At 66.1% G+C, this 12,138-nt stretch carries 11 protein-coding genes; 7 read left to right on the top strand and 4 right to left on the bottom strand.

The genetic code is table 11. From position 1 onward, the window contains the following. The first annotated feature begins 191 nt into the window (after positions 1–191). The gene (locus C3E77_RS12315) at positions 192–2,282 is read left to right on the top strand and encodes an acyl-CoA dehydrogenase family protein (protein WP_108391898.1); all 2,091 of its coding nucleotides are present in this window, start codon (positions 192–194) and stop codon (positions 2,280–2,282) included. A gap of 90 nt (positions 2,283–2,372) precedes the next feature. Here the strand turns inward: C3E77_RS12315 and C3E77_RS12310 are convergent, their stop codons facing one another. Together C3E77_RS12310 and C3E77_RS12305 are read right to left on the bottom strand one after the other, a co-directional pair. Next, positions 2,373–3,218, bottom strand: a complete 846-nt coding sequence (locus C3E77_RS12310; RefSeq protein ID WP_108391897.1) for an ABC transporter permease — start codon at positions 3,216–3,218, stop codon at positions 2,373–2,375. Then, positions 3,215–4,204 carry an efflux ABC transporter ATPase subunit, DrrA-related gene (locus tag C3E77_RS12305; protein WP_108391896.1) on the bottom strand — a complete coding sequence of 330 codons (990 nt, stop codon included), beginning with the start codon at positions 4,202–4,204 and terminating at the stop codon, positions 3,215–3,217. Before C3E77_RS12305 ends, C3E77_RS12310 begins: the two co-directional genes overlap by 4 nt. Positions 4,205–4,281: 77 nt before the next feature. Between C3E77_RS12305 and C3E77_RS12300 the strand changes: the two genes are divergently transcribed. Then, on the top strand, positions 4,282–5,052 hold the full coding sequence (locus tag C3E77_RS12300; protein ID WP_108391895.1) for a TetR/AcrR family transcriptional regulator C-terminal domain-containing protein: 771 nt from the start codon (positions 4,282–4,284) through the stop codon (positions 5,050–5,052). A 128-nt stretch (positions 5,053–5,180) separates the two neighbouring features. Here C3E77_RS12300 and C3E77_RS12295 read toward each other — a convergent pair whose 3' ends face one another. Both C3E77_RS12295 and C3E77_RS12290 read right to left on the bottom strand, forming a co-directional pair. Beyond that, on the bottom strand, positions 5,181–5,843 hold the full coding sequence (locus C3E77_RS12295) for an SDR family oxidoreductase (RefSeq protein WP_108391894.1): 663 nt from the start codon (positions 5,841–5,843) through the stop codon (positions 5,181–5,183). Between the two features lie 62 nt (positions 5,844–5,905). Then, a complete protein-coding gene (locus C3E77_RS12290; protein ID WP_108391893.1) occupies positions 5,906–6,910 on the bottom strand; it encodes an aldo/keto reductase family protein in 1,005 nt (334 codons plus the stop codon). Positions 6,911–7,074: 164 nt separating this feature from the next. On the opposite strand from C3E77_RS12290, the gene pip reads away from it, so the two are divergent. The 5 genes from pip (at position 7,075) to C3E77_RS12265 (ending at position 12,131) form a co-directional block, all read left to right on the top strand. Then, complete coding sequence (gene pip, locus C3E77_RS12285) at positions 7,075–8,031, top strand: prolyl aminopeptidase (RefSeq protein ID WP_108391892.1); 957 nt, start codon at positions 7,075–7,077, stop codon at positions 8,029–8,031. A gap of 64 nt (positions 8,032–8,095) precedes the next feature. Then, positions 8,096–8,989 carry a KPN_02809 family neutral zinc metallopeptidase gene (gene ypfJ / locus C3E77_RS12280; protein ID WP_108391891.1) on the top strand — a complete coding sequence of 298 codons (894 nt, stop codon included), beginning with the start codon at positions 8,096–8,098 and terminating at the stop codon, positions 8,987–8,989. A gap of 111 nt (positions 8,990–9,100) precedes the next feature. Then, positions 9,101–10,033, top strand: coding sequence for an ABC transporter ATP-binding protein (locus C3E77_RS12275; RefSeq protein ID WP_108391890.1), 933 nt, complete (start codon positions 9,101–9,103; stop codon positions 10,031–10,033). After that, positions 10,030–10,881, top strand: a complete 852-nt coding sequence (locus C3E77_RS12270) for an ABC-2 transporter permease family protein (protein ID WP_108391889.1) — start codon at positions 10,030–10,032, stop codon at positions 10,879–10,881. Before C3E77_RS12275 ends, C3E77_RS12270 begins: the two co-directional genes overlap by 4 nt. Next, complete coding sequence (locus C3E77_RS12265; RefSeq protein WP_418288044.1) at positions 10,797–12,131, top strand: sensor histidine kinase; 1,335 nt, start codon at positions 10,797–10,799, stop codon at positions 12,129–12,131. Before C3E77_RS12270 ends, C3E77_RS12265 begins: the two co-directional genes overlap by 85 nt. The last annotated feature ends 7 nt before the right edge of the window (positions 12,132–12,138 follow it).

Here is a 12,138-nt window from a genome sequence, read left to right as displayed (position 1 = left end):
CGACGGAATCTCGCACGGCTCCTTGTGGGGTCTGGATGAGGAATCACCCCCCGGACTGTAGGTTTCCACAGCGCGAGTGTGGGGCCTCTTCGCTCCAGTTGTAGCGGTGGGACGGCATTTTTCGTATCGGCATGTGCCGCTCGTACGGTTTATTCAGACGTACTTCAGTGCCGAAAGACAAGGACCTTCCCATGGCTGACACCACCATCCGCCCCGATGAGATTACCCGCGACGACGTGCTCGCTGACCTTCCCGCGGGTGCCCCGGACGGATCCAGGGTGAACGTACCTGACCTCGCGCACCGGTTGCTCGGTACCTGGCCGGAGCAGCGGCTGAACGCCAGGGCGCTCGCCGCGCGGGAGGAGTTCCACCGCATCGAGGGCCAGAACCTCGACGAGCACCGCGAGCGGGTCTTCGGCCAGCTCAAGCTCCTCGTCGAGAACGGCCAGGTGCTCCGGGCTTTCCCCGTCGCGCTCGGCGGCAAGGACGACCACGGCGGAAACATCGCCGGGTTCGAGGAACTGGTCACCGCCGACCCGTCGCTCCAAATCAAGTCCGGTGTGCAGTGGGGACTCTTCGGATCGGCCGTCATGCACCTCGGATCTCCCGAGCACCACGCGAAGTGGCTGCCAGGCATCATGAGCCTCGACATCCCCGGTGCGTTTGCGATGACCGAGGTCGGCCACGGTTCAGACGTTGCCTCGATCGCCACAACGGCGACCTATGATCCGGAGACGCAGGAGTTCGACATCCACACGCCGTTCCGTGCGGCCTGGAAGGACTACCTCGGGAATGCGGCGGTGCACGGAAAGGCTGCAACACTCTTCGCCCAGCTCATCACCAACGGCGTCAACCACGGCGTTCACTGCTTCTGGGTTCCTCTCCGTGACGACGAGGGCAACTTCCTCCCCGGAATCGGCGGTGAAGACGACGGGATCAAGGGCGGGCTGAACGGCATCGACAACGGCAAGCTTCACTTCACCCACGTTCGGATCCCTCGCACGAACCTGCTCAACCGATACGGCGACGTCGCCGAGGACGGCACGTACTCGTCGCCCATCTCGAGCCCAGGTCGCCGGTTCTTCACGATGCTGGGCACTCTCGTGCAGGGGCGTGTGTCGCTTGATGGTGCCGCTGTCGCGGCATCCGCTGTCGCCCTGCAGATCGCGATCACCTACGGAAGCCAGCGGCGCCAGTTCAACGCGGCCAGCGACACGCAGGAAGAGGTCATCCTCGACTACCAGCGTCACCAGCGCAGGCTGCTGCCGAAGCTCGCCACCACGTACGCGGAGATCTTCGCCCACGATCAGCTGCTGGTGAAGTTCGACGGAGTCTTCAGCGGCAAGTCCGACACCGAAGACGACAGGCAGGACCTCGAGACGCTTGCTGCCGGCCTCAAGTCGCTGTCGACCTGGCACGCGCTCGACACCCTCCAGGAAGCGCGCGAAGCGTGCGGTGGCGCCGGGTTCATGGTCGGAAACCGGCTGACGAGCCTTCGCGCCGACCTCGACGTCTATGTCACGTTCGAGGGCGACAACAACGTGCTGCTTCAGCTCGTCGGCAAGCGACTCCTCGGTGACTACGCCAAGCGGTTCAAGGGCGCTGACGCCGCGACTCTCGCTCGATTCGCGGCCGAACAGGCTCGCGGACGGGTCGTTCACGGCACAGGGCTTCGCTCTCTCGCGCAGACCGTTGCAGACTTTGGCTCGACGGCACGGTCCGTCGGGCACCTGCAGAATGAGGCGACACAGCGCGAGCTGCTCACGGCCCGCGTCGAGGGAATGGTTGCCGGGATCGCCGGCCGGTTGCGGGCAGCGAGCAAGCTGAGTGCGACGGATGCCGCTGCACTCTTCAACGCGAACCAGAACCAACTCATTGAAGCTGCTCGCGCGCACACCGAGCTGCTCCAGTGGGAAGCGTTCACCGAGGCACTCGCCGATGTCACCGACCCGGGCACGAAGAAGGTGCTGACCTGGCTCAGGGACCTGTTCGGACTCGGGCTGATCGAGAAGAACCTCTCCTGGTACCTGATCAACGGCCGGCTGTCCGGCCAGCGCGCCAGTGCCGTCACGGCATACATCGACAGGCTGCTCGCGCGGCTCCGTCCGCATGCACTCGACCTGGTCGAGGCGTTCGGGTACACCCAGGAGCACCTCCGGGCGCCGGTCGCATCCGGCATCGAAGCCGAGCGCCAGGACGAAGCAGCTGCGTACTTCGCAAATCTTCGCGCGTCGGGCACCGCACCAGTGCAGGAGAAGTCGCTCAAGGCCAAGAAGAAGTAGTCACACACGAAGCCGCCCTTCCCGACCGGGGAGGGCGGCTTCGTTGTGTGGCGGAGAGTTGTCGCCGGGAGTTGTCGCTGGGACCTGTCGCTACCGGCGCAACCGGCGGTACGCCCTCGCCGACAGTGGCAAAAACACGAGCGTGATCAGGAGCGGCCACCCGAGCGCCATTCCGAGCGCGGCATCCGGCAGCCAGCCCGACGTGATGCCGGTCGGGTTACCGAAGAGCTGCCGAGTAGCGGTGGCTGTGGCTGAGATCGGGTTCCACTCGGCGACGGCGCCGAGCCAGCCCGGCATGGTCTCCGGCGCAACGAAGACGTTGGACAGGAAGCCGATCGGCCAGATCAGCACCTGAACGGCCATGGTCGCGCCGGGTCCGCGAAAGACCAGCCCGAGAAAAATGCCGATCCAGAGCAGGGCGAACCGAAGCCACAACAGGAGCAGGACGGCGAGCAACGCTGAACCGATGTCTGTGGTGATGCGCCACCCGATCAGCAGGCCACCACCGAGAAGCACGGCGAGGTTCAGGATGGACGACGCCATGTCGGCTCCGCTTCGCCCGAGCGCCACTGCCGAACTGTGGATCGGCATCGACCGGAAGCGATCGGTGATGCCCTTGGCGGCATCCGTCGACATGGCCAGCATCGTGCCTTCGAGTCCGAACAGCATGGTCAGCGTGAACATGCCGGGGAGCAGGAAGGTGATGTAGCCGCCGCCGCCGGGGACCTCGATCGCGCCGCCGAAGAGAAACCCGAACATGAGGAGAAGCATGATCGAGAACAGCAGCCCGAAGATCGGCAGTGCGGGCTGCCTCACCCAGTGCAGCAGCTCGCGCTGGGTGAGGATCCAGCCGTTGCGCAGGGCCGATGAACGAGGAACCGAGGATCGGGATGCCGGCGCGTGCGGCGCCGGCGCATCGGGGGTGAGCGTGGTCACGATGGGTCCTCCTGTGCGGTGAGGGCGAGGAATACCTCGTCGAGGGTCGGCCGGCGGAGCACAAGGTCAATCGGCTGGATGCCTGCGGTGTCGAGAGCGCGGACGGTCGCCATGAGCGCCGCGGTGCCCGACGGCGCCTCCGCCGTCACGGTGCGCGCCGCCTCGTCGACGGTCGGATTGCCTCCGCTCCGCATGGCGTCCGCCGCGGACGCGAGGTCAGCGGCATCCGCAACCGTGACGACGATCCGATCGGCGCCCAGCTGTTTCTTGAGCTCGTCCGGGGTTCCCGAGCGGATGACGTGACCGGCGTTCATGACGGAGATCGTGTCCGCGAGCTGGTCTGCCTCGTCGAGGTGCTGGGTGGTGAGGAGCACTGTCGTGCCCGCGCGGGCGATCCGGCGGATGGTGCGCCAGACCTCGTTGCGTCCTCGTGGGTCGAGCCCTGTCGTCGGTTCGTCGAGGAAGAGGACCGCGGGGGAGAGGATGAGGCTCGCGGCGATGTCGAGGCGTCGCCGCATGCCGCCCGAGTACCCGGACACCGGCCGGGTGGCTGCCTCGGTCAGGTCGAAGGCCGCGAGCAGTTCGTCGGCACGGACCCCCGCGCTGCGCTTGCCGAGGCCGAAGAGCCGGCCGAACATGACGAGGTTCTGCCTGCCGCCGAGGATCTCGTCGACAGCAGGGCTCTGTCCGACGAGGCCGATGCTCGCCCTGACCCCCGTCGACTGGGAGCGCACGTCGTACCCGGCGACGGTCGCCTCGCCCGAGTCCAGGTCGATGAGGGTTGCGAGCGCGCGAACAGCGGTGCTCTTGCCCGCACCGTTTGGCCCGAGCAGGCCGTGGATCCTGCCCGCCGGGATGGTGAGGTCGAAGTCGTCGAGCGCGTGAACGGAGCCATAGTGTTTGCGCAGCCGGGTGGCGCTGAGGGAGGGGGCCTGCGGGGATCGGGCGGGTGGGGAACCGGGCCGGGAGGAGGATGGAAGGTGCACGATACTCCTTTATCGTATGCCGTACGGAGTTAATGAGGAGCCGAGCGTACACCATACGGAGTAAGTACACTAGGGGCATGACCGCGAACGATGGTGAAGGCACGGCTGACCCGGATCGCACGCTGGCGCTGCTCTGGCGCCACACCCTGGGGGAGCAGCCCGGTGCTCGCGGGCCGAAGCAGAAGACGACGGTGGACGCCGTCGTCGCGAACGGCATCGCCCTTGCGGATGAGGAGGGGCTCGAGGCGTTCTCGATGCGCAAGGTCGCCGAGCGCATGGGAATGGGCGTGATGAGCCTGTACACCTATGTGCCAGGGCGGGAGGACCTGATCGGGCTCATGGTCGACCAGGTCACCGGTGAGATCCCGCACCCACAGCTCGCTGGCGACCTGCGCTCCCGGCTGGATACCGTTGCGCGGCACCTCTGGGCCGAGTGTCGCCGGCATCCCTGGCTGCTCTCGGTCGACACGTCGCGGCCGGCGCTCGGACCGCACATCTCCGACCGCTACGAGTGGGAGCTCTCCGCCGTCGAGGGAATCGGTCTCAGCGACATCGACATGGACCAGATGGTGACTTTGGTCGCGGGGTTCGTGCTCAGCGCAGCGCGGATGGCGCGCGACATGGACCAGACCCAGCAGCGGTCGGGCGTAAGCGACGCCGAATGGTGGGCCGCGAACGCGCCGGTGCTCGAGAAGGTCATGGACGGGTCGAGGTACCCGCTCGCCGGACGCGTCGGGCAGGCTGTCGGAGAGGTGTACCAGGCGGCGAGCAACCCGCAGCTGGCGTTCGAGTTCGGGCTCGCCCGCGTACTCGACGGGATCATGGCCTACGTCGCTGCCGGTCGGTAGCGCGCGAGCTGATGCTCCGCGCCCGGCGACGAGACGGCATCCGCCCCGTCATCATCTCGGGCGCTGCACAAAACATGCGGGCGCTGCAGAAGCATCTGCAGCGCCCGCATGGATCTGTAGCGGTCGAGCTAGCCCGCGGCGACCGCGGCAGCAATCGCCGCAGGGATCGGGGTTTCGCCCGAGATGGCCTCCCAGGTGAAGCCGGCTGTCTCGGGGAAGGTCAGTGCTGCGGCGATCAGTGATGCGACATCCGCGCGGGGGATTGAGCCCCGTTCGGTCTCGGTCGCGAGGGTGACGAGGCCTGTCGGCTCGTCGTCCGTGAGTGCACCGGGCCGGAGGATCGTCCAGTCGAGTGACGTCTTCTTCAGCTCGATGTCTGCGTTGCGCTTGGCGGCTACGTAAGCGGCCCAGACGTCGTCGCTGGTGTCGACCTCGCCGTCGATTCCCATTGCGGAGACCTGCACGAAGCGCTTGACCCCGGCGCGCTCGGCAGCCTTCATGGACTTGACCGAGCCCTCGTAGTCAACGGTGTGCTTGCGTTCCGCGCCGGAATTGGGGCCCGCGCCCGCCGCGAACACGACAGCATCCGCCCCGGTGAGGATCGGGACGAGGTCGTCGACGCTCGCCGTCTCGATGTCGCAGACGACCGGCTCTGCGCCGAGTGCACTGATTTCCGACGAGTGGTCAGCGTTGCGGAAGACGCTGACGACCTCGTCGCCGTTCTCGACGAGCTGTGAGGTGAGGATGCGGCTGATCTTGCCGTGTCCTCCGATGATGACGATTCGGCTCATTGTTTTCTCCCTGGTCGTAAAGGTCGTAGCGGTTGTAGAAGTCGTCGTGGCGGCGCCGTCGGTCAGGACGGACGCTCCTCCGGTGACTTTGTCTTCGCGGGGTCGGTCTCGGGCAGTGACCCGAGGACCTTGTCGATGTTCGCGAGGGTCTCCTTCGACAGGCTGACGCCGGACGCCTTCACGTTCTCGCGCACCTGCTCGGGGCGGGAAGCGCCGATGATGGCGCCAGCGACGTTGTCGTTGGCGAGCACCCACGCGACGGCAAGCTGCGCCAGGCTCAGGCCGTGCTCCTCGGCAATGGGCTTGAGGTTCTGCACAGCGGTGAGCACCTCGTCGCGGAGGAACACCTTCACCGAGTCGGCGCCGCCCTTCGCGTCTGTCGCGCGGGAGCCCTCCGGCAGCGGCTGGCCCGGAAGGTACTTGCCCGAGAGGATGCCCTGTGCAACGGGGGACCAGACGATCTGCGAGATGCCGAGCTCGCGGGAGGCGGGCACGACCTCTTCCTCGATGACCCGCCACAGCATCGAGTACTGCGGCTGGTTCGAGATGAGCTGGAAGCCGAGCTCCTTCGCCAGAGCAGAACCACGGCGCAGCTGGTCTGCGTTCCACTCCGAAACGCCGATGTACAGCGCCTTTCCCTGGCGGACAATGTCGGCGAAGGCCTGCATCGTCTCTTCGAGCGGGGTGTGGTGGTCGTACCTGTGCGCCTGGTAGAGGTCGACATAGTCGGTGTCGAGCCGGGTCAGCGACCCGTGAATCGACTCCATAATGTGCTTGCGGCTGAGGCCGGAGTCGTTGGGGCCCATCGGACCGGTCGGCCAGTACACCTTCGTGAAGATCTCGAGCGACTCGCGTCGTTCGGAGGCGAGCGCCTCGCCGAGCACGGTCTCCGCCGCGGTGTTCGCGTAGGCGTCAGCGGTGTCGAACGTTGTGATGCCACTCTCGAGCGCAGCGGCGACGCACTGCTTCGCTGTGTCGTTCTCAACCTGTGACCCGTGGGTCAGCCAGTTGCCGTAGATGATTTCGGAGATTTTCAGGCCTGAATTGCCGAGATAGCGATTGTCCATGCGGCCACGCTACGCCCAGCCGACGGTTCGAGGCCACAGATGTTCGGGACCTTGCACCCGCTCGCGTTCTGTGCCACTGGTTCTGCGACGGATGCCGCGAGGCCGGTTCGTGGGAAGGCACAAGGACCCCTCACACAGCACCCGGACAGAGATACTGTCGAGGTATGCGCGAGATGTATCCGGAGATTGAACCGTATGACACAGGCCACCTGGATGTGGGTGACGGTCAGCTGATCTACTGGGAGACGAGCGGTAACCCGGGCGGCAAGCCCGTCGTCTTCCTGCACGGCGGGCCCGGCGGCGGAACGACCCCGAGCCAGCGCCGCGTCTTCGATCCGGACAAGTACCGCATCGTCCTCTTCGACCAGCGCGGCTGTGGCAAGAGCACGCCGCACGCGAGCGCGCCGGAAGCGGACCTCGAGACGAATACCACCTGGCACCTGGTCGCCGACATCGAGAAGCTGCGTGAACACCTCGGCGTGGATACCTGGCAGGTCTTCGGTGGGTCGTGGGGCAGCTCGCTCGCCCTCGCGTACGCACAGACCCACACCGATCGGGTGTCTGAACTCGTCCTCCGGGGCATCTTCACCCTGCGCCAGGTCGAGCTTGACTGGTTCTACGAGGGTGGCGCATCCGCTGTCTTTCCTGACCTGTGGCAGGGCTTTCTCGAGCCGGTGCCTGTCGATCAGCGCCGCAATCTCATCCGTGCGTATTCGACGCTCCTCAACGACCCGGACCCGGCCGTGCACGAGCCGGCGGCGGTTGCCTGGTCGCGCTGGGAATCGTCGACCATCACTCTTCTCCCCAACGAGGCGAACATTGCGCGCTTCACCGAACCCGCATACGCCGTCGCATTCGCCCGCATCGAGAACCACTACTTCATGAACGGCGGGTGGTGGGAGGAAGGACAGCTGATTCGGGATGCTCCGAAGCTCGCCGGCATCCCCACCGTCATCGTGCAGGGTCGATACGACATGTGCACGCCGCCGATGACGGCGTGGGCGCTCGCCGAAGCGATGCCGCACGCCGAGCTGAAGATGATTCCGGATGCCGGGCACGCGTTCGATGAACCGGGAATCCTCGATGCGCTGATCGAAGCCACCGATCGTTTCGCCTCCTAGCGGTCGCCGTTCCTCCCGCGCAAGCGGTTCTGCGGCTCAGGCCGGGTGCCGGTAAGTTATCCCGGTGACCTTCAATCCAGACTCAGACATCTCCGGCAGCAACGTACGCAAGCGTGGTCGTGGAACAGCGATCGGCGTCGGCGGTGGTGGACTCGCTGTCGTGGCGGTCTTCCTCATCGCCCAGTTCACCGGGATCGACCTGAGCGGGTTCATCGGCGGCGGCGGGGAAGCCGGCGGTTCGGCGCCATCCTCCACATCCCTCAGCGAACAGTGCAAGACGGGCGAGGACGCCAACGAGAGCGTCGAGTGCCTCATGGTCGGGGCAGGGTCGTCGATCGACGACTTCTGGATCGACAACTACAGCACGGTCGCGAGCGGCGAGTACCGTAAGCCCGGATTCGACCTCTTCGAATCATCCACAACGACGGCGTGCGGTGCGGCATCGAGTTCGACCGGTCCGTTCTACTGCCCCGGCGACGAAACGATCTTCGTCGACACCTCATTCTTTGCGCAGCTGCGCCAGCCGCCGTTCGATACCACGGGTGGCCCGCTCGCCCAGTTGTACATCGCGGCACACGAGTGGGGGCACCACATCCAGGCGATCTCGGGAATCATGGAGTCCGCCGACCGCACGGGAACCGGGCCGGACTCCGATTCCGTGCGCATCGAGCTCCAGGCCGACTGCTTTGCCGGCGCCTGGGTAGCCGGAGCGAGCGAGACCGAAGACGAGAACGGTGTGACATACCTCGAGCGGCCGACAGCGGCTCAGATTGCCGACGCGCTCGACGCCGCCGCGGCGGTCGGTGACGACCGCATCCAGGCGGGATCCGGCCAGGGCGTGAACTCCGAGGCGTGGACCCACGGGTCAAGCGAACAGCGGCAGCGCTGGTTCAACGCCGGCCGCGAGGGTGGACCCGGCGCCTGCGATACGTTCGCGGTGGACGGCTCCCAGCTCTAGATCGGCAGAGACCAGGTACCGCGAACGACGGTACCTGGGTATGACACAGCGGGCGATGTGCTGACTGCCGGGATGATGCGCCCGGTGATGCGCTGCTCATAACCTCGCAGCATGATCGAAGCACATAACCTCACCAAGACCTACGGCGCGAAAACCGCCGTGAACGACGTCTCGTTCACCGTGCGGCCAGGCGCAGTCACCGGATTCCTGGGCCCAAACGGCGCGGGCAAGTCAACGACCATGCGCATGATCGTCGGTCTTGACCGTCCTACCGCCGGCCGGGTCACCGTCAACGGCCGGCTCTACCGGGAACACACATCACCGCTGTCCGAGGTCGGAGCCCTGCTCGACGCCAAAGCAGTGCACGCCGGTCGGAGTGCCGAAAACCACCTTCTCGCCCTCGCCGCCACCCACGGCATCCCACGGTCGCGGGTGAAAGAGATGATCGAGCTCACCGGGCTCCAATCGGTGGCCAGAAAACGCGTCGGTGGTTTCTCGCTCGGGATGGGCCAGAGGCTCGGCATCGCCGCTGCCCTGCTCGGTGATCCGAAGACGCTCCTCCTCGACGAACCCATCAACGGGCTCGACCCTGAGGGCATCCGCTGGGTGCGAGCGCTCGTGCGCAACCTGGCAGCCGAAGGTCGCGCGGTGCTGCTCTCGAGTCATCTGATGAGTGAGATGGCGTTGACCGCCGACCATCTCATCGTGCTTGGAAAAGGGCGCGTGATTGCGGATGCCCCCATTGCGGAGATCATCGGCGGTGCCACGCAGTCCGGTGTGCGCGTTCGATCGCCACGGGCATCCGTCCTCGCCACTGCGCTCACCGCTCCTGGAATCACGGTCACACACGTGGAGCACGACCTGCTCACTGTCAGCGGCCTCACGGCGGGAGCCATTGGCGATGTGGCAGCGCGCGACGGAATCGCTCTTCACGAACTCACCCCGGTGACTGCCTCGCTTGAAGAGGCCTACCTGCAACTCACCAACGACGACGTGGAATACCGGACAGGTGCTCCCGTCATGGACCTGGAGGTCTCACGATGACGACACACACTCTCGATTCCGCGCCCGAATCGCGACAAGCGCGGATGCCATCGGCTGGGTCAGCCGGTCCGCTTCGCTTCGTCGGGATACTGCGTTCGGAGGCGATCAAGCTCCGCAGCCTCCGTTCGACCGTCTGGTCGTACGCGGTCCTCGTGCTGGTCTCGGTTGGGCTCGCGGTGCTACTGGCCGCCACGCTCGCGAGCGCCCCGGACGAGCAGCTTCCGGCAGACGCGCAGACCGCGGTCGTCATGCAGGTGATTGCCTTCCCCATTGGCTTCGCGCAGCTCGTCGCCGCGGTCCTCGGTGTGCTCTTCATCGCGGGCGAGTACGGCACCGGGATGGTGCGGTCCACGTTCACGGCCGTGCCCCGCCGCCTGTCGGTGCTGTGGGCCAAGAGTGTCGTGCTCTTCGCCGCAACATTCGTCGTCGGGCTCATCGCGACGGTCGGCGGGTACCTGGCCAGTGCACCCTTCCTGGCGAGAAGCGGGATCATTGCGCCCCTCGGTGACCCGGATGTCGTACGCGCCGCGGTCGGAGGAGCGCTCTACCTCGCCCTCATCGCCGTTTTCTCACTCGGTATCGGAACCATGGTTCGCAACTCGGCCGGTGGCATCGCGATAGTTCTCGGGATCATTCTGATCCTGCCGACCGTGCTGCAGGTCATCCCGACGGACTGGGCAGCGAACCTGGTGCCGTACGTCATCTCAGATGCGGGCCTTGGCGCCCTCGGCCTACAATCGGATGTCCCCGGCGCCCTCGAGCCGTGGCAGCAACTGCTCATCGTGCTCGGTTGGGTTGCTGCCTCCCTCGCCGCCGGTGCCACCCTGATGAAGCGGAGAGACGCCTGACCAAGACGCCAAGAAGCTCCCCGGCGCGTGCCCAACAGGGTGCGGTCGGGGAGCTTCGGCTGCCAGCACCGCCCGGGGTCGTCCGGCGGTTCTGGGCCAGGCACACGCGGACAGCTGACGTTCTCGTCACGCTGGTCTACGCGATTCCCGAGGTCATCTCACGAGTCGCCACGTACGGGGACGCATCCATGCCGCCGGCGTACAACACGCTCGGTCTGCTGCTGGGGATCGCCACATCGGTCGCTCTCTATAAACGACGGAGCGCCCCCATCGCTGCTCTTGTCACGTCACTCGCCAGCACCGCTCTGTTTATCTGGAGCGAGTACAGTCTGGGCGGACTCGGCCTCATGATCGCGCTGTACTCCGTTGCGGTGCACCACAGTGTTCGAGCGGCGTGGATCGGTCTCGCCGTCGCGGCGGTGACCATCACGGTCACCGGGCTTCTCACATTCGGTATGTTCGACGATCCGTGGACGGGCGTGGTCGCCACCACCATCACCCTCTGCCTGTTTGCGGTTCTCATCGGGAGCAACGTCGGCAACCGTAAACGCTACATCGGGGCGCTCGTCGACCGGGCAGGTCAACTGGCGCGTGAACGTGACCAGCAGGCGCAACTGGCCGCGGCATCCGAACGATCCAGAATCGCCCGGGAGATGCACGACATCGTGGCGCACAGCCTTTCCGTCATGGTGCGGCTGGCGGACGGCGCTGAAGCCATGGCAACGAAGGATCCCGAAGCGTCACTGACTGCGATGCGCAATGTCGGTTCGACCGGGCGTGCCTCGCTCGCCGAGATGAGGCGACTGCTCGGTGTGCTGCGCGATGAGGAGGACGACATCGCGTCGCGGGCTCCGCAACCCACGCTCGAGGAGTTGCCACAGCTGGTTGAAAGTTACCGTGCGGCCGGGCTTCCGGTGACGCTTACCTTTACCGGTGTTCCTCCAGCGGGACAGGGCGCACAGGTCACGATCTATCGTGCTGTCCAGGAGGCGCTGACGAACGCCATTCGCTACGCGAGGGAGCCGCGTGAGGTGCGAGTTCACTTGGAATGTGCCGATGGCGCCGTCGTTCTTACTGTGACCGACGATGGTGCGTCCGGCCGGGTGCCGCCGTCGGAGGGCGCCGGGCGAGGGCTGATCGGAATGGCTGAGCGCGCGGCTCTGTTCGGCGGATCAGTGACGAGTGGCCGACTCCCGCGGGGCGGCTGGCAGGTACGCATGACCATGCCCGAGACAGGAGAAGAGCCGTGAGTATCCG

The sequence above is a fragment of the Mycetocola zhujimingii genome (assembly GCF_003065425.1).
Classification (GTDB): domain Bacteria; phylum Actinomycetota; class Actinomycetes; order Actinomycetales; family Microbacteriaceae; genus Mycetocola_A; species Mycetocola_A zhujimingii.
Note: the sequence above shows the minus strand (reverse complement) of the source record. Positions and strands in the feature narration are given on the sequence as shown.

Excerpts from the sequence above, each read along its gene's own strand:
- C3E77_RS12315 (WP_108391898.1), top strand. The coding sequence starts at position 192 with ATGGCTGACACCACCATCCGCCCCGATGAGATTACCCGCGACGACGTG.
- C3E77_RS12290 (WP_108391893.1), bottom strand. The coding sequence starts at position 6,910 with ATGGACAATCGCTATCTCGGCAATTCAGGCCTGAAAATCTCCGAAATC.
- C3E77_RS12270 (WP_108391889.1), top strand. The coding sequence starts at position 10,030 with ATGACGACACACACTCTCGATTCCGCGCCCGAATCGCGACAAGCGCGG.
- C3E77_RS12295 (WP_108391894.1), bottom strand. The coding sequence starts at position 5,843 with ATGAGCCGAATCGTCATCATCGGAGGACACGGCAAGATCAGCCGCATC.
- C3E77_RS12275 (WP_108391890.1), top strand. The coding sequence starts at position 9,101 with ATGATCGAAGCACATAACCTCACCAAGACCTACGGCGCGAAAACCGCC.
- C3E77_RS12300 (WP_108391895.1), top strand. The coding sequence starts at position 4,282 with ATGACCGCGAACGATGGTGAAGGCACGGCTGACCCGGATCGCACGCTG.
- pip (WP_108391892.1), top strand. The coding sequence starts at position 7,075 with ATGCGCGAGATGTATCCGGAGATTGAACCGTATGACACAGGCCACCTG.